Source organism: Propionispora sp. 2/2-37 (assembly GCF_001298735.1).
Classification (GTDB): Bacteria; Bacillota; Negativicutes; order Propionisporales; family Propionisporaceae; genus Propionispora.
Window position 1 is genome coordinate 16,208 of sequence record NZ_CYSP01000009.1, and the last position, 16,297, is coordinate 32,504.

Sequence of the window (16,297 nt, forward strand, 5' to 3'; positions counted from 1 at the left end):
GCAATAATGTATCAGTCCAGTGAGTTAACCAATAAACAAAAAGCAGCTGTATTGTTGATTACGCTTGGCCCGGATTTATCTGCGCAGATATTTAAGCATTTGCGTGAGGATGAAATTGAAAAACTTACTTTGGAAATTGCCAGTCAGCGAAAGATATCGCAGGAGCAGAAGGAAAAGGTTCTTGCAGAGTTTCATCAGATGGCAATTGCTAAAGAATATCTTTCTGCCGGTGGTTTGGATTACGCCCGGGAGGTACTGGAAAAGGCACTGGGGGCGGAAAAGGCCGTATCCATTATTAATCGCCTGACTTCAAGTTTGCAAATACGGCCGTTTGATTTTGCGCGAAAGACGGACCCGGCACAATTGCTGAATTTCATCCAGAACGAGCATCCGCAAACCATTGCCTTGATTATGGCTTATCTGCTTCCTGATCAGTCGGCGGCTATCATTTCGGCTCTGCCGCCGGAACGACAGGTGGATGTGGCAAAAAGGATAGCTACCATGGACCGGACCTCGCCGGATATATTAAAAGACGTAGAACGTATTCTGGAAAGAAAACTTTCTTCTCTGGTAACACAGGACTTTACTGCTGCCGGCGGGGTTGATTCGATTGTTGAAGTCTTGAATCGGGTTGACCGTACGACAGAAAGGACTATTATTGAAAATTTGGAAGTCCAAAACCCCGAGCTGGCCGAGGAAATCAAAAGGCGCATGTTTGTATTCGAAGATATTGTCTTGCTGGATGACCGTTCCCTGCAGCTGGTGCTGCGTGAGATTGACTCCAAGGATTTGGCGCTGGCTCTGAAGGCTTCTTCCGCAGAAGTGTCGGGTAAGGTATATAAAAATATGTCGAAACGGGCTTCGGAAATGCTGAAGGAAGAAATTGAATATATGGGACCGGTACGAATTCGGGATGTCGAGGAAGCGCAGCAAAAGGTAGTCAATGTCATCCGTCGTTTGGAAGAATCTGGTGAAATTATTGTTTCACGCGGCAAAGGGGACGAGATCATTGCTTAGGATCATTAAAAGAGTTTCCGTTGTTCATCAATTGCCGGTCGTCATTGGAAATAGTCAATATGCTTTCCAGGAAGAGGCGTGTGAACAGGAAGAAAGCATTCCGGATCCTTTTGATGAGCAGGAGCAGGAAATAAAAAAACGGCAAGAATTAGCCGAGCAGCAAATTCAGGAGAAGCTTCTTGAAGCTGAAAAGCAAGCAGAAATAGTTATCAGTGAAGCCAAGAAAAAGGCTGAGCAATTATGCGAACAGGCACAGCAAGAAGGATTAGAGCAGGGAAAGCAGCAGGGCTATCAGGAAGGTTTGGAACAAGGCAGGCAGGCAGGTTTGGCTGAGATGCAGGAGCAAATTAATACTGCCGCTGAGAAAGCAGGGCGAATGCTTGAGATAGCCGAAACGGAAACAAAAATGATGGTCTTGGATGCAGAACGGCAAATTGTAGATATTATCGTAGCGGCCATGAGTAAAATACTGGCGCGTGAAATAGAAGAAAACCCGATGCTTGTTTTACCTGTGGTCAGGGAAGCACTCGACAGGGTGCGTGATCAGGAACGGGTGACCATCCGGGTCAACCCGGATGACTATGATTTGGTTATGCAGGCCCGGCGTGATCTGCAGAGCATTCTCGGTCGTGAAGAGGCGCTCAGTGTATTGGCTGATCAGACAATTTCGGTTGGCGGATGTGTAATTGATACGCCTTACGGTACTGTCGATTCAAGGCTGGATGTCCGCTTAGAGATGGTTACAAAAGCGTTACAGGATGTGCGGCCATGACTATATTTTGTGCCGATAAATATTTACAGGCTGTCGAAGCTGCTGATCCGATTAGAATGAATGGTAGAATCGTTCAAATTATCGGTTTGGTTATAGAGTCCCAGGGACCTAATGCTAACTTGGGTGATTTATGTTATGTTTTTCCCCGTGGTGAGGAAGTTCCTATTCCGGCGGAAGTAGTGGGATTTCGTCAAAACAGAGTATTGCTGATGCCGATAGGAGAGATGCAGGGACTAGGACCAGGATGTGAAGTGGTTTCTGCCAATCGTCCCTTGAAGGTTAAGGTTGGCGACCAGCTTTTAGGAAGAATCCTTGATGGGTTGGGTAATCCGATTGACGGTAAGGGGCCCATTGGCGGAATACAAGAATATCCATTGCAGGCTACGCCGCCGCCACCGTTGTCGCGGTGCCGCATAACGGAAAAATTGGCGGTAGGGGTCAGGACGATTGACGGCCTGTTGACAATGGGCAGTGGACAAAGAGTCGGTATTATGGCAGGTAGCGGTGTTGGCAAGAGTACGCTATTGGGAATGATTGCCCGCAATACGGAAGCAGACATTAGCGTGATCGCCTTAGTTGGTGAACGCGGCAGGGAAGTGCGCGAGTTTATTGAACGGGATCTGGGCGAAGAAGGGTTAAAACGTTCGGTGGTAGTGGTTGCTACTTCCGATCAGCCGGCGTTGGTACGAATAAAAGGGGCGCTGACGGCTACAGCGATTGCAGAATATTTTCGTGATCAGGGGAAAAGTGTGATGCTGATGATGGATTCGGTTACCCGCTTTGCCATGGCCCAGCGTGAAGTCGGACTGACAATTGGCGAACCGCCTGCGACGCGAGGGTATACTCCTTCTGTATTTGCTATGCTGCCTAAGCTCTTGGAACGGTCAGGGCCGGGCGAACAAGGTTCAATCACTGGGATTTATACGGTTCTGGTGGATGGAGACGATATGAATGAACCTATTGCCGATGCAGTGCGCAGTATTTTGGACGGTCATATCGTCTTGTCGAGAAACATAGCGGCACAAAATCATTATCCGGCCATTGATGTGTTGGCCAGTGTCAGTCGGGTTATGATGGAAATTGTAACACAGGAGCATTATCAAGCAGCTCAAAAAATGAGATCTACCTTGGCTACCTATCGGGAAGCCGAGGACTTAATAAATATTGGTGCCTATGCCCGTGGCAGTAATGCCGATATTGATCGGGCCATCCAGATGATTGGTGCCATTAATGAATTCCTGCAACAGGGAGTTCATGAACAGGTTGTTATAGAGCAAACGATAGATTGCTTGATGAAGTTGTCTCAATAGAAATGCCGGGAGTAAGTAGCGATGAAGCGATTCCATTTTCGTTTGGAAACACTTTTGAAATACCGTCAGATGCAAAAAGAAGAAGCCCAGGTCCGATTTTCTCAGGCACTGGATGAGGTTCGCAGGGCTCGTGAAGCACTGGCAAAACTGGAAGCGGAGGTTGCTTTTCAGTTAGATGAATTCCGGGGTTATCAAATGCGTAAAAAGCTTACAGTGGATATTTTGATGATGTTTAATAGCTATTTTTCCCGGATGAAAGAAGAAACATCCGCTGCTGAGCAGCAAGTGGAAACAGCGGAAAAAAAACGCCAGGAATTAATGAAGGCATTGGAAGAAGCAGTAAAAAATCATAAGGTTGTTAAAAATCTGCGAAATAAAAGAGTTCAGGAATACCGGGCGGAAGTATTGCGGGAAGAGCAGAAACAGCTTGACGAAATAGGTACTCAGATATTTGTGCACGGAAGCAGGTGAGAAGCATGGTTGTTGGAATAACCGGGGTGTTAGAACGCATTCATTCTATCGAACGGCGGTTTGGTATTCAGCAAAATCTGCCTACTGCCGATTTTTCATCCGTATTAAAGGATGCGCAAAATAGTGTTGCTGCCGTTCGATCTGCAAAGTCTGTTGGAACTACTGATTTTCATAGTTTGGGTTCTGCGCCGGAGATTGAAAAAATGCTTTATCTGGCAGCGGGCAAGTATGGGGTGGACCCTAAACTGGCGCTTGCAGTAGCAAAAACCGAATCGGGATTGTCGCCGGAGGCGGTATCTCCGGCGGGAGCAGTCGGCGTGATGCAGTTGATGCCTGATACGGCCAAAACGCTAGGCGTGCGTGATATCCAGGACCCGCGGGAGAATATTGATGGCGGGGTGCGTTATCTGAAGGATTTGTTAAACATGTTCCATGGTGATACAAATAAGGCTTTGGCTGCTTACAATGCCGGTCCGCAGGCAGTTCAGGCTTATGGCGGTGTTCCACCTTATCGGGAAACTCAAAATTATGTGTCAAAGGTTTTGTCACTTTATCATGGCTAGTGGCATCCCTCCCATTTTGGAAGGCAGGTAATGATCATGGCTGAAGAGAAGATGACAGGTTCATCGGAGCCTCAACCCAAGAAAAGAAGAATTGTCAGTATTTTTAAGTGGACTGCCTTTACTTTGGTGATTATTATGTTGGCAGGTACAGCATTTGCAGCAGGTGTATATTTTAAAATTTTTGATTTACAGCACATCGGAAAACAGTGGGGACTTGACAAGTATCCATTGATTGGCCAATATTTTGAACAACCTAGAACCAATTTTGAAACGGTAGAGGGCAATACAACTGAAGAGGAGCCTGCAGCAATGCAAACATCTTCTGAACAGTCGATGCCACAACAACCGGTACAATCCCAGACTCCCGTACAAACGCCTTCCGGCAGTGCACCAAACCTTCAGCAAAATGGGATGAATCAGCAGACGGTATTGGACAAGGAAAAGCTGGAAAAAGCCAGGCTGCAGGAAGAGACAAAACGGGCCGGAAAATTGGCGGGTTATTATAGTAATATGAAGCCGGAAGAGGCTGCAGCTATCATGAATGAACTGGATGATCATACGGTACTGGCAATTCTAAATAAAATGGAGCCAGATCAGGCTGCTCAGATTTTGGCGAAATTCAGCGCACAACGTGCTGCAACACTAACCGATCAGATGTTTAAAGGCAGGCCTAATACTGTCCTTTAATCATAAATGATAACTAATAGAAAGGGGGTGAATGGTAAATGGATAATTTGGTTAATCTGCTTCCGGCAACACCTGCTGCGGTACAACCGGGAAGTCAGTCGGGCCTGTCGGCGGGAAAGGGAATAGGGCAAGCCTTTGCCGGATTTTTAACCAGTGCGGCAGGTGAAAATGATGGACAAATTCTTTCCGGCAATACGGCAGGACTTGGATTAACACAGTTGGCACTGTTAAATCAACTTCCGCTGCAGGATGCTTCAGCGAAAAAGCTGCCGGAGGAAACTGCGGCAACCAGTGATGAAGGAATTGATAACGGGGGGGCTTTAATGGAGCAGGATGGGTCCAGCCATGAAGAAATCACTGCTTTGTTGAGTCAGTTTTTCCCGGTAGTAGGTACCGCATTACCGCCTACTGTAAATCAATCTCAAAATACCGGGGGGGCAGAAGTGGTTAGTGATCGGCAGCCCAATTTACAACAGAATCAGGATCTTGTAAAACTGCTGCAAATGCTTAACTCTGTTCCAGCGGATCAGACATCGAATCAGGATTTAAGCCAATCGCTTTCTCTATCGCAAAAGGGAATGGAGAATTTGTCACTGGATATGGCGTCTAATCGACAGTTTTCCGATTTTTCCCGACAGATCCAGGAACTTTTGCGGTCTACAGTACAGCAGCAAACGATCGCACTTAGTCAGCAGTCTGTTTCCAGTACTGCGACTACCGATACTAAAAAGATTCCTGTCAGTCAGATGAATGTACAGATGTCACAAATGCTTCAAAACGCTATGCCTGTGCAACGGGAATTACTGCCGGAAGCAGATCAGAGTCTCAATGCGTCTGAACCGGGAGTGGAGACGGTTTCCGTGATTAATGTAGTATCCAATACAGCTGCCGATGGCCAAAACGACACCAAAGGGTTTGCTATGTTGAACCAGAAGACTAACCTGTCTGAAGAGGTTGTTGTAGCTAATCAGGACAATCAAACTGCAACGAACTTTGCCGGAATATTGGATTTGCGGAATTCGGCTAAACAGTCGGTTAACCACGGTGCAGTTCATTCTGCAACCCGTCAAACCGTTAGTGATCCATACGATGTTGCCGGTCAAATTGTAGAACGGGCCATCCTTATTAAACAGCCGTTCCAAGCTGACAGTTCAGAAATGGTTATCAAACTAAAACCGGAGCATTTAGGCGAATTGACACTGCGGGTTGCGGTGGACAATGGTCAGGTAAGCGCTTCCTTCCACTCCAATAATGCAGAAGTACGCAGCATTATTGAAAACTCTCTGGCACAGCTTAAGCAGGACATGTCCAATCAAGGTTTAAAAGTGGACAACGTTGGCGTATATGCCGGGTTAAGTCAGTTTCATTCCGGTGAACATCAGCAAACCAGCCAGCAGCAGCCTGTTATGAAATTTAAGAACAAAAAGGTTGAAGAAGAAATGGTAGCCACGATAGAAGAAGCACAAGTCAATCAATTGGAAAGTGATTCCGGTGTCAATTACTTAATTTAGAGAGGGGGAACAAATATGTCGACGGTTTCCGGAGTTAATGGTGCTACGGCGACGACTCAAACCCAAAGTACTTCTTCCGATAACGGTGTTTTGGGAAAAGATGATTTTTTGAAGCTTTTGATTACGCAATTGCGGTATCAGGATCCGTTGAATCCCACTGATAATCAGGAATTTGCCGCACAGATGGCGCAGTTTTCCACCTTGGAGCAGATGCAAAACATGAATACATCTTTGTTGACGGCTCAGGCCAACGGCATGATCGGGCGAACTGTTATGTGGACTGGTGACGATGCTGAGCTTCACGGCGGTGTAGTACAAAGAGTGTCCATAGTAAATGGACAGCCGCAACTGGTGGTTAATGAACCATTCTTGGATAAAGATAGTAACGGCAAGTATGTATTCTATTCGGATCCTACCGGAAGAAACATTCAGTGGACTGATAATGACGGCAATGTATACCATGGATATGTTGCAAAAGCCGGTATGGTGGATGGTCAGCCGCAAATTGTTGTGGATACCACGACTATTGACGCCAATGGCAATGAGCAGACTGTTGAAGGTGTCCTGGATCTGAGTAAGGTAAAAACCGTTGCCGTACAAACCAATGTTCCTATGTCCAAGGTAAGCGATATTGCATAGTTTGCCCAGATATTTCAGGAGGTGAGCTGTTTATGACAGATACCCGCATCTATTATCCACAGCAGCCAATCCTTCCTGTTTCTTATTCAACTCCAGAATCCAAGCAGGCACGTACTAATCAGGGAAACAAAACAACATTCGATCAAATGCTGGCACAGCAGTTGAACGGTGTGAAGTTTTCGCAGCATGCCCTGCAGCGAATGCAGAGCCGGAACATTGAGTTAGATCAAGAAGGGTTAGCAAAACTGAATCAAGCGGTAGATAAAGCCGCCCAAAAAGGAGCCAGGGAATCACTGGTGTTGATGAATGATTTGGCGTTGGTGGTCAGCGTAGCCAATAAGACGGTCATCACAGCGATGGATGGAGCCAGTATGAAGGAAAATGTTTTTACCAATATAGACAGTGCCGTGATTGTTTAGGGGCCGGACCTCTACAGGAAGCCCCGGAGCTGCCGAATGATGGAGGCAGCACTGGTTAAAACATGTAAGCAAAAAATTGGGGGTTAAGAATTATGATGCGTTCACTTTTTTCCGGTGTGTCTGGTTTGCAGAATCACCAGACACGTATGGATGTTATCGGCAATAATATTGCCAATGTAAACACCATAGGTTTTAAGGCTGGCCGGGCCAACTTTCAGGATATGCTGAGCCAGACACTGCAGGGGGCTTCCGGTGCCAATGACAATACCGGCGGAACCAATGCCAAGCAAATTGGCCTTGGTTCATCAATTGGCAGCATTGATACCATCTTTACCGATGGCAGTACGCAAACAACAGGAAAGCAGACCGATTTGGCGATCACCGGCAACGGATTTTTTATTGTACGTAATGGTGCCAACCAGTTCTATACCCGGGCCGGAAACTTTGATTTTGATGAGATCGGTAATCTGGGATCCACAAGCACCGGTTATCATGTTATGGGCTGGAATGCCGATGCATCTGGTAAAATTAATACAGGCGGTGACTTGGAAGCTATTGTAATATCACCGAATCTTACAATGCCACCGAAGGCATCTACCAGTATAACTTATGGTGGCAACCTAAATGCAAAAGCAAATATTGGAACTCAGGCACAGACTTCGATTAGTGTTTATGATTCTTTGGGGAATGCACATAAAGTGACGCAGAGTTATATTAAGACAGCTGACAATACCTGGATTTACTCTACCTCTGTTGCTGATGGAACTATTACTGCGGGACAATACGGGATCATTACCTATAAGACTGATGGAACTGTTGACTCAATTAGAGACATTACACCAAGTGCTGTGCCTACGGCTTCGGTTTCCTTTGATCTGCAACTTGATAATACAGCAAGTTCTGTTGGAACCACCTACTTTTCTGCTTTTGACTCCAATGGAGTTTTGCATCAGTATAAAATGACGCTGACTAATACGACGCCCTATGTTGCCGGTACGACAGACGGTGTATGGTCATATTCGATTATTGATGCTTCCGACACTACAGGCACGTCTTTGGGATCAGGTACGGTGACCTGCGATAACGCTACAGGAGTATACAGTTTCTCCCCGGCATCTTTTACAGCTGAAGGGAATGCCATTGCACTGGCTGTTGGCACATCCAATGCCCCGCTGGCTGGCAGTACTACAGCAACGGCTAGTTTACCTTATACCGTCGGGACAAGTCAGTCCGACTTGGCAATTACTCCAACACCGGCGGGCACAGCAGAGAATATGGTAATTAGTAGAAGCAGCATGGCTGAGATTACCCAATATGGGGGCACTACCTCTACCATTGCGGCAGCGGATCAGGATGGGTATACTGCCGGATCGCTGCAAAAGAAAAGCATTGACGGTACGGGGACCATTATTGGGACGTTCAGCAATAACGAAACAATGGTCTTGGCGCAAATTGCCATGGCAAATTTCAGCAACCCGGGCGGGTTGACTAAAGCCGGTGACAACATGTACGTCCAATCCAATAATTCAGGTGAGCCGTTAATCGGCACTGCCGACAGCGGCGGTCTCGGAAAAATTACGGCCAGTGCGCTGGAAATGTCCAATGTTGATTTGTCTCAGGAATTTAGTAATATGATTATTACGCAACGCGGCTTCCAAGCCAATTCCAAAATTATTACTACATCGGATGAAATGCTTGAAATTCTGGCCAACCTCAAACGTTAAATTAAGACAGGGGGGACATAAGATCCCCCCTGTAATTTAATCCAATCAAAATCAAGGAGGAAGCGATATGATAAAGGTAACGCGTTTAAAGTCACAGGACAGGGATTTTATCTTAAATGCTGAGCTGATTGAAACGATTGAAGCCACACCGGATACGGTGATCACGTTAACTAACGGAAAAAAACTAATTGTGGAAGAATCTCCGGAGGAAATTGTCCGGCATGTAATGGAGTATCGGCGCGCGATTTTCCGGAATATGCGCTAACGGTTGATTGTCAATGTTGTAAACAGAAGATGTAGATTTATTAATGGGAATTTCTGAAGGAAAAGGACAGAAACAAAGAAGGTAATTATAAGAAAGTGTAGAATTTTGTAGTAGCACATTGTGACAAGTATGCAAATTCATTTAAGTACGGAAAACTGGGTCCGTTCTTAAGTCGAGATATTAAAAAAGTTTTGGTTATTATTCATGGGGGTGTGGTTGTTGGCTGAAGAAAAAAAGAAGACTCCAATAGCGTTGATTATAGGTATCCTGGTTTTTGGGGTATTGCTGGCCGGTGGTATTTCTTATTTTATTGCTACGAAGATAGTGACAGACAGTGGCAGCAGAGATGCCGGCACAAGAAGTGCCCATCGTGAGCCGGGTACTTTTATCAAACTTGGTGATGCGAAAGACGGTTTGATTCTTAACATCGGCGGAGTCAATAGTGGACGTTTTTTAAAGATTGGTCTGATTTTAGAAGTGAAACCTGAAAAGAGTGAAGCACCAACAGAAGGAAAGAGCCTTTCGCCCAGTGAAGTAAAAATTTTGGATGCCGCAGTACAAGTTTTGCGGTCACAGAAAATTGAGGATTTTGAACCTCAAAAACAGGAACAGTTGAAGGAAGTAATCAAAAACGAAGTCAATAAGACGTTAGGTGAAGACCGTGTGTATGATGTGTATATAACGAATTTTGTTTTGCAGTAACGGCGGCATAGTTTATTGAAAAATTGTTAGCGGCAGAAGGAGGGGGAAACTTGGCAGGAGATGTGTTAAGCCAGTCGGAAATAGACGATCTGTTATCTGCTTTGTCCACAGGCGTTGTATCGGCTGAAGATATTCAAACAGAGCAAAAACAGAAAAAAATAAAAGTGTATGATTTTAGGCGCCCGGATAAGTTTTCCAAAGATCAGATTCGTACGCTGAATATGTTGCATGAAAATTTCGCCCGTCTTCTCAATACCTATCTTTCTACACATTTGCGAACACTGGTTCATATTGACGTAGCTTCGGTAGATCAGCTGACTTATGAAGAATTTATTCGTTCCCTTCCTAATCCTAGTGTTATCAGTGTTTTTCAAATGCGTCCGCTCAAAGGGAATGTTATACTGGAGATTAATCCCAATATTATTTTTTCCATTATTGACCGGCTTTTTGGCGGGACAGGGCAACCATCCGGTAAGCCACGGGCATTGACCGACATTGAAGAAGCAATTACCAAACGGGTGATAAACAAAGCGCTGGAGAATTTCCAGGAAGCATGGAAACAAGTGATTGCTATTGAGCCCCGTTTGGAAGTTATTGAGACAAACCCGCAATTTACTCAAATTGTTCCACCTAATGATATGGTAGTTATTATTACCTTCCAGACTAAAATTGGTCAATCAGAAGGCCTGATCAATATCTGCATCCCATATCTGGTACTGGAACCGATTATGTCGAAACTTACAACAACCTTTTGGGTGTCCTCATCGTCCAGCCGGCAGTCGTTGCCCGAACACATTAATTCTTTGCAGCGCAAACTGGAAAGGACATATATCCCGCTCATTGTTGAACTTGGCAGTACGGTCATTACCGTTCAAGAACTTCTGGGATTGAGTGTGGGGGATGTGGTCCAGCTAGATGCTAAAGCTAATGCGGATCTATTGCTGCATATTGGGCAAAGGAGAAAATTCAGATGTAAGCCTGGTGTTTCCGGGAGCAAGCTTGCCATACAAATAACTCAAAAATTGTTAGAGGGAGATGATGAAAATGAATGATAGTTTTCTTTCGCAAGAAGAAATTGACGCCTTGCTAAAGGGCGGCGATACGGCTTCATCTCCTGCGCCGCAACAAACTAGGGATTTGACGGATATAGAAAGGGACGCTCTGGGCGAGATTGGCAATATTTCTATGGGGAGTGCTGCCACTTCTTTGTCGATTTTATTGGGAAGGCGTGTTTCTATCACGACTCCTAGAGTATCTATTTCTTCGCTGGGAGAAATACAAAACCAGTATCCCTTGCCGTATTTAGTCGTCGAAGTCGGCTACACTCAGGGAATTGCCGGTACAAATCTGTTAGCAGTCAGGGAAAACGATTCGCTGATTATTGCGGACTTGATGATGGGCAACGATGGGACTAATCCTCCGTCCGAACTGAGTGAACTTTACATGAGTGCGGTCGGCGAGGCTATGAATCAAATGATGGGTTCGGTTGCCACCTCCATGTCTACCATATTTAAGAAAAAAATTGATATTTCGCCTCCGGTAGTGAATTTAGTGGATTTTGCAACCAGTAAAAATATAAGCGATATTGCTTCGAATGATGATCATATTGTACGGGTTGCCTTTCGTATGGAAGTGGAGAATTTAATTGACAGTGAAATTATGCAGATTCTGCCGTTAGATGTTGCAAGGGAGATGGTGGATAATCTTATGAATGCGGTGCATCCTCCGGCAGCAACAGCTGCTTCGAATGAAACCAAACAGACAGCACAGGCAGCTCCCACAGCTGCTGCGCCGGTACAAAGCCAGCCGGCAGTGGCTTATGCGCAACAAGCGGCAGGTGCTGCCCCTAAACAAGTTATTGCTTCCAATGTGCCTGTTCAGCCGGTGCAGTTTGCTCCTTTGCAGCCACAGGGTATCACAGCGGGTGACACGAATATCGGGTTGCTTCTGGATGTGCCTTTACAAGTCACTGTGGAGTTGGGGCGGACACGTAAATTGATCCGGGATATTTTAGACCTGGCACCGGGGGCTGTTGTGGAATTGGATAAACTGGCAGGAGAGCCAGTAGATATTTTGGCCAATGGCAAATTGATTGCCAAGGGTGAAGTAGTGGTAATTGACGAAAATTTTGGTGTGCGCATTACGGATATCATCAGTCCTTTAGAACGTGCAACGAGTCTTCAATAGGATAATCGATAATATGATGTACTTATCATGGTTATTATTTAATTTTAAGTTAGGAGAGATTTACACATGGCAACAAAGGTATTGGTTGTAGATGACGCGGCGTTTATGAGAATGATGATTAAAGATATTTTATCGAAAAACGGTTATGAAATTGTCGGCGAAGCAGAAAATGGATTGAAAGCTGTGGAAAAGTGGCAGGAACTACATCCTGATCTTACAACTATGGATATTACCATGCCCGAAATGGATGGTATCACAGCCGTAAAAGAAATTAAAAAGCTGGATCCCAATGCAAAAGTGATTATGTGCAGCGCTATGGGACAACAAGCGATGGTTATAGAAGCAATTCAGTCCGGTGCACGGGATTTCATTGTAAAACCGTTTCAGCCTGATCGTGTATTGGAAGCGGTCCGTAAAGCTATTGGTTAATGATGTTTAGAAGAACATTGTTTTTATTGCTGCTTGTCTGTTTTGTCGCTGCGATATTGCCGGAAACTGTTTTGGCTGAGGATTCAAGCAGAGCTTACTTACAATATCAGGATCCTAAGCCGCCGGAGGTGTCATGGGTCTCTTCCGTAGCCTATGTTTTTTCTTTATTGATCACTTTTGCGGTTGTTTTGCTGCTGGCATATTTTGCTTCGCGCTTTGTGGGACAAAAGATGGGAAAAGTATCCGCAGCTTCTGGCGGACAGGTTTTACGGACAATACCTCTTGGGGGCAACCGGGGAATTTATGTTGTCGAGATTGCGGGTAAAGTTCTTGTACTCGGCGTCACAGATCATGCGATTGCGTTATTGCAGGAAATTACAGCTGAAGAGGAAATTGCAAAGCTTAAAAATATGTCTGACGCCATGCCCGCAAGTCAGTTTGAGACCTTATTGCAAAAACAGCTTACCTCTTTGCAGCAGATGACACACAAGTTTCCTGGAGTTTTTGGCTCTCGTCAGGATAATGACCGTGGGAAGAGGTAGGGAAAGTGTCAAAATATGCAAAAAAGATAATAATCATCGTATTGGCGGGACTAACCGTAACGGCTGTTTCTTTCTCAGTAGGCTCGGCAGCTCCCCTGGTACCTTTTCCTAGTGTAAATATTGGTGTGAATTCAGCTGATAATCCGCAGGATGTGGCACTTAGCCTGCAACTGTTGTTTATGCTGACGATTTTATCCATAGCACCTTCGATATTAATTATGATGACTTCGTTTACTCGTATCATCGTAGTATTATCTTTCTTGAGGAGTGCCCTGGCCACGCAACAGATGCCGCCCAACCAGGTTCTGGTTGGCTTGGCTTTGTTTTTAACCTTTTTTACCATGTCGCCTTATATTGATCAAATGAACAGGAACTCTCTGCAGCCCTATTTAGCAGGACAGATTACTCAGACTGTTGCTATGGAAGAGGCCGCTAAACCAATGCGGGAGTTTATGTTTAAGCAGACTCGCGAAAATGATCTGGCATTGTTTGTAAATTTATCGGAAGGTGAACGTCCAAGTTCGCCGGAGGATGTACCGACCACTACACTGATACCGGCTTTTATTATCAGCGAGTTGAAAACAGCTTTTCAAATTGGATTTTTATTGTATATACCGTTTATTGTTATTGATATGGTAGTTGCCAGTACGCTGATGGCCATGGGGATGATGATGGTGCCTCCGGCCATGATTTCGCTTCCTTTTAAGATCATGTTGTTTATATTGGTGGACGGCTGGCATCTAGTAGTTCGATCTTTAATTGCTAGTTTTAAATAAATGGGCTGGGAGTGGCGATGTATATGTCTAGTGACCTGACAATACAGATTGGACGGGATGCGTTATATATGGTGTTGATGATTTCTGCTCCTATGCTGGGACTTGGACTTTTGGTAGGAGTTCTTGTCAGTATTTTTCAGGCTACGACACAGATTCAGGAACAAACCCTTGCTTTTATTCCCAAAATTGTTGCTATTTTTGTTGCTATTTTGGTTTTTGGCCCCTGGATGCTTAGTTTGATGATTGATTATACACGTGAAATTATTGTCAGTATGCCGAACATTATTCGGTGACGGCATTCCCCTGTCAGGAATTTGTGCTTGACAGGGTTTCATGATTCTTCGCCGGGGTGGTAATAACAGTTGGACATTTTTTCAATGATGGAAGGTCAGTTAGGTGTGTTTTTACTGATTTTCACGCGCGTTAGCGGAATGTTTGTCACGGCGCCGGTATTTGGCAGCCGGAATCTCCCGGTTTATGCTAAAGCAGGATTGGCGCTGGCTTTGACCTATATTTTATTTCCTCTTTTTTTTAACACTGATATTCAGATTCCGGATGCAATTTTACCCTATTCACTGCTGGTACTAAAGGAATTTGTCGTAGGCTTGCTTTTAGGCTTTGTTAGTTCTATGGTTTTTTATACGGTACAGATGTCCGGACATTTACTTGATATGCAAATTGGTTTTGGAATTGTCAATACAATCGATCCAACGAATGGGCAACAAATCCCTCTTGTCGGTAATTTTAAGTATATTTTGGCTTTATTGATCTTTTTGGCAATTAACGGACATCATGTATTATTGGCGGCACTTTTTTCCAGTTTTAAAATGATACCGTTAACACAGGTTATTTTACACAATACCCTGGCCGATATTTTTGTTGATATCATCAGCCAGAGTTTTGTCATAGCGTTTAAAATCTGTATACCCGTTATTGTGGCCTTACTGCTTATGGATATAGCGCTAGGGATCTTAGCAAGAACCATGCCGCAGATGAATATTTTTGTTGTGGGTATTCCAGGTAAAATCATTATTGGTGTTTTTGTGTTATCGTTGGCTTTGCCGTTTTATATTTTATTTCTGGAAGTGGCGTTTAATGGAATGTACAGCGATATCTACCGTATCTTGTCCAATTTGTCCTAAAGGCGGGCAGGACAGTTATAGACTTAGTGAGCTAGACCTGCAGTTTTTTAATGAAGAAAAAACAGAGGACCCTACAGCCAAACGTCAGCAAGAAGCCCGGGATAAAGGGCAGATTGCCAAAAGCATGGAGATTAATTCTGTTTTTATTATCATGGTGGCGTTCTTGGCTCTTAAAGCTTTTGGGACTCATATATATTCTGAACTTACGGGGTTTATGATTTTACTTTTTTCATATTCTACGGCGGATTTTACAGTTAATTCACTTCAGCATCTTTTTATGGAAGCTAGTATGGTGTTTGTAAGAACCTGTTTTCCTATTATGCTGATTATTATGATTACGGCGCTGGCCGTTAATTATGTGCAGGTTGGTTTTTTGTTTTCTCTGCAGCCGTTGATGCCCTCGCTGGATAAAATTAACTTTAATCCGGCTAAAGCTTTGCAAAAGATTTTTTCCAAACGGTCACTGGCCGAATTGTTTAAATCATGCTGTAAGGTTGCGATTATCGGCTATTTTATTTATCGCTTTGCTGCCAGGGAAACCTTGCAGGTGCCTCAGCTTGTGAGTGCCGATCTTCTTGATTCGCTGCAGGTTGTTGCCAGTCTGGTGCTGAATCTGGTTTATCAAATTTCTGCGGTTATGCTGATTCTGGCTGCTCTGGACTATTTCTATCAAGGCTGGGAATATAAAAATAATCTTAAAATGACCAAACATGAGGTAAAGGAGGAGTTTAAACAGTCGGAAGGCAATCCGCAGATTAAAGGTAAAATCAGGGAACGTCAGCGTGCTATGGCCATGCGGCGTATGATGCAGGAGATTCCCCATGCCGATGTGGTGGTCACTAATCCTACTCACTATGCGGTTGCATTGAAATATGATAAAGAAATGCCGGCACCCATGGTTATTGCCAAAGGGCAGGATTTGCTGGCGCAGCGTATTAAAGAGATAGCAAAGGAGCACCATGTTGCTATTGTTGAAAATAAGCCTTTGGCACGAACTCTTTTTAGTGCTACCGAGATCGGTGAAATCATTCCGCAAGATTTATATCAGGCGGTTGCTGAAGTTCTTGCCTATGTGTATAAATTGAAAAAACGTCTTTCGTGAGCACAATGTAATTGTGCCTGAAGTTGTAAAAGGAGCGGA

The 16,297-nt window shown here is 44.6% G+C and carries 20 protein-coding genes; all 20 read left to right on the top strand.

Annotated elements, in window-relative coordinates:
• Window positions 1-6: 6 nt before the first annotated feature.
• The 20 genes from fliG (at window position 7) to flhB (ending at window position 16,258) form a co-directional block, all read left to right on the top strand.
• Window positions 7-1,017 carry a flagellar motor switch protein FliG gene (gene fliG, locus P22_RS10755; RefSeq protein ID WP_054260244.1) on the top strand — a complete coding sequence of 337 codons (1,011 nt, stop codon included), beginning with the start codon at window positions 7-9 and terminating at the stop codon, window positions 1,015-1,017.
• Window positions 1,010-1,789 (top strand): FliH/SctL family protein, encoded by a 780-nt coding sequence (locus tag P22_RS10760; RefSeq protein WP_054260245.1) that lies wholly within the window; start codon window positions 1,010-1,012, stop codon window positions 1,787-1,789. Before fliG ends, P22_RS10760 begins: the two co-directional genes overlap by 8 nt.
• Window positions 1,786-3,099, top strand: a complete 1,314-nt coding sequence (fliI, locus tag P22_RS10765) for a flagellar protein export ATPase FliI (protein WP_054260246.1) — start codon at window positions 1,786-1,788, stop codon at window positions 3,097-3,099. The genes P22_RS10760 and fliI overlap by 4 nt, the downstream gene beginning before the upstream one ends.
• Window positions 3,100-3,120: 21 nt before the next feature.
• Window positions 3,121-3,570 carry a flagellar export protein FliJ gene (gene fliJ, locus P22_RS10770; protein ID WP_054260247.1) on the top strand — a complete coding sequence of 150 codons (450 nt, stop codon included), beginning with the start codon at window positions 3,121-3,123 and terminating at the stop codon, window positions 3,568-3,570.
• A gap of 5 nt (window positions 3,571-3,575) precedes the next feature.
• Window positions 3,576-4,133 carry a lytic transglycosylase domain-containing protein gene (locus P22_RS10775; RefSeq protein ID WP_054260248.1) on the top strand — a complete coding sequence of 186 codons (558 nt, stop codon included), beginning with the start codon at window positions 3,576-3,578 and terminating at the stop codon, window positions 4,131-4,133.
• A 36-nt stretch (window positions 4,134-4,169) separates the two neighbouring features.
• Complete coding sequence (locus P22_RS10780) at window positions 4,170-4,820, top strand: MotE family protein (protein ID WP_172675837.1); 651 nt, start codon at window positions 4,170-4,172, stop codon at window positions 4,818-4,820.
• 38 nt (window positions 4,821-4,858) lie between these two features.
• Complete coding sequence (locus P22_RS10785) at window positions 4,859-6,331, top strand: flagellar hook-length control protein FliK (protein WP_054260250.1); 1,473 nt, start codon at window positions 4,859-4,861, stop codon at window positions 6,329-6,331.
• Between the two features lie 15 nt (window positions 6,332-6,346).
• Window positions 6,347-6,970 carry a flagellar hook capping FlgD N-terminal domain-containing protein gene (locus P22_RS10790; protein ID WP_054260251.1) on the top strand — a complete coding sequence of 208 codons (624 nt, stop codon included), beginning with the start codon at window positions 6,347-6,349 and terminating at the stop codon, window positions 6,968-6,970.
• Window positions 6,971-7,002: 32 nt separating this feature from the next.
• Complete coding sequence (locus P22_RS10795) at window positions 7,003-7,389, top strand: TIGR02530 family flagellar biosynthesis protein (protein ID WP_054260252.1); 387 nt, start codon at window positions 7,003-7,005, stop codon at window positions 7,387-7,389.
• A gap of 92 nt (window positions 7,390-7,481) precedes the next feature.
• Window positions 7,482-9,113 (top strand): flagellar hook protein FlgE, encoded by a 1,632-nt coding sequence (locus tag P22_RS10800; RefSeq protein ID WP_054260253.1) that lies wholly within the window; start codon window positions 7,482-7,484, stop codon window positions 9,111-9,113.
• A 67-nt stretch (window positions 9,114-9,180) separates the two neighbouring features.
• Window positions 9,181-9,378 (top strand): flagellar FlbD family protein, encoded by a 198-nt coding sequence (locus P22_RS10805; RefSeq protein WP_054260254.1) that lies wholly within the window; start codon window positions 9,181-9,183, stop codon window positions 9,376-9,378.
• Between the two features lie 219 nt (window positions 9,379-9,597).
• Window positions 9,598-10,080 carry a flagellar basal body-associated FliL family protein gene (gene fliL, locus P22_RS10810; RefSeq protein WP_054260255.1) on the top strand — a complete coding sequence of 161 codons (483 nt, stop codon included), beginning with the start codon at window positions 9,598-9,600 and terminating at the stop codon, window positions 10,078-10,080.
• 50 nt (window positions 10,081-10,130) lie between these two features.
• Window positions 10,131-11,132, top strand: a complete 1,002-nt coding sequence (gene fliM / locus P22_RS10815; RefSeq protein WP_054260256.1) for a flagellar motor switch protein FliM — start codon at window positions 10,131-10,133, stop codon at window positions 11,130-11,132.
• Window positions 11,125-12,267 carry a flagellar motor switch phosphatase FliY gene (gene fliY, locus P22_RS10820; protein WP_054260257.1) on the top strand — a complete coding sequence of 381 codons (1,143 nt, stop codon included), beginning with the start codon at window positions 11,125-11,127 and terminating at the stop codon, window positions 12,265-12,267. Before fliM ends, fliY begins: the two co-directional genes overlap by 8 nt.
• Window positions 12,268-12,333: 66 nt before the next feature.
• Window positions 12,334-12,696 (top strand): response regulator, encoded by a 363-nt coding sequence (locus tag P22_RS10825; protein ID WP_054260258.1) that lies wholly within the window; start codon window positions 12,334-12,336, stop codon window positions 12,694-12,696.
• Window positions 12,696-13,238, top strand: coding sequence for a FliO/MopB family protein (locus P22_RS10830; protein WP_069972809.1), 543 nt, complete (start codon window positions 12,696-12,698; stop codon window positions 13,236-13,238). The genes P22_RS10825 and P22_RS10830 overlap by 1 nt, the downstream gene beginning before the upstream one ends.
• 26 nt (window positions 13,239-13,264) lie before the next feature.
• A complete protein-coding gene (gene fliP / locus P22_RS10835) occupies window positions 13,265-14,014 on the top strand; it encodes a flagellar type III secretion system pore protein FliP (RefSeq protein WP_156318940.1) in 750 nt (249 codons plus the stop codon).
• Between the two features lie 23 nt (window positions 14,015-14,037).
• The gene (gene fliQ / locus P22_RS10840; protein ID WP_054260261.1) at window positions 14,038-14,307 is read left to right on the top strand and encodes a flagellar biosynthesis protein FliQ; all 270 of its coding nucleotides are present in this window, start codon (window positions 14,038-14,040) and stop codon (window positions 14,305-14,307) included.
• 69 nt (window positions 14,308-14,376) lie between these two features.
• A complete protein-coding gene (fliR, locus tag P22_RS10845; RefSeq protein WP_054260262.1) occupies window positions 14,377-15,156 on the top strand; it encodes a flagellar biosynthetic protein FliR in 780 nt (259 codons plus the stop codon).
• Window positions 15,110-16,258, top strand: coding sequence for a flagellar biosynthesis protein FlhB (gene flhB, locus P22_RS10850; RefSeq protein ID WP_082378469.1), 1,149 nt, complete (start codon window positions 15,110-15,112; stop codon window positions 16,256-16,258). Before fliR ends, flhB begins: the two co-directional genes overlap by 47 nt.
• The last annotated feature ends 39 nt before the right edge of the window (window positions 16,259-16,297 follow it).

Coding starts and splice junctions, on each gene's coding strand:
- P22_RS10795 (WP_054260252.1), top strand. CDS start 7,003: ATGACAGATACCCGCATCTATTATCCACAGCAGCCAATCCTTCCTGTT.
- flhB (WP_082378469.1), top strand. CDS start 15,110: ATGGAATGTACAGCGATATCTACCGTATCTTGTCCAATTTGTCCTAAA.
- fliY (WP_054260257.1), top strand. CDS start 11,125: ATGAATGATAGTTTTCTTTCGCAAGAAGAAATTGACGCCTTGCTAAAG.
- fliJ (WP_054260247.1), top strand. CDS start 3,121: ATGAAGCGATTCCATTTTCGTTTGGAAACACTTTTGAAATACCGTCAG.
- P22_RS10800 (WP_054260253.1), top strand. CDS start 7,482: ATGATGCGTTCACTTTTTTCCGGTGTGTCTGGTTTGCAGAATCACCAG.
- P22_RS10775 (WP_054260248.1), top strand. CDS start 3,576: ATGGTTGTTGGAATAACCGGGGTGTTAGAACGCATTCATTCTATCGAA.
- fliG (WP_054260244.1), top strand. CDS start 7: ATGTATCAGTCCAGTGAGTTAACCAATAAACAAAAAGCAGCTGTATTG.
- P22_RS10825 (WP_054260258.1), top strand. CDS start 12,334: ATGGCAACAAAGGTATTGGTTGTAGATGACGCGGCGTTTATGAGAATG.
- P22_RS10785 (WP_054260250.1), top strand. CDS start 4,859: ATGGATAATTTGGTTAATCTGCTTCCGGCAACACCTGCTGCGGTACAA.
- P22_RS10780 (WP_172675837.1), top strand. CDS start 4,170: ATGGCTGAAGAGAAGATGACAGGTTCATCGGAGCCTCAACCCAAGAAA.
- P22_RS10830 (WP_069972809.1), top strand. CDS start 12,696: ATGATGTTTAGAAGAACATTGTTTTTATTGCTGCTTGTCTGTTTTGTC.
- P22_RS10790 (WP_054260251.1), top strand. CDS start 6,347: ATGTCGACGGTTTCCGGAGTTAATGGTGCTACGGCGACGACTCAAACC.
- fliI (WP_054260246.1), top strand. CDS start 1,786: ATGACTATATTTTGTGCCGATAAATATTTACAGGCTGTCGAAGCTGCT.
- P22_RS10805 (WP_054260254.1), top strand. CDS start 9,181: ATGATAAAGGTAACGCGTTTAAAGTCACAGGACAGGGATTTTATCTTA.
- fliQ (WP_054260261.1), top strand. CDS start 14,038: ATGTCTAGTGACCTGACAATACAGATTGGACGGGATGCGTTATATATG.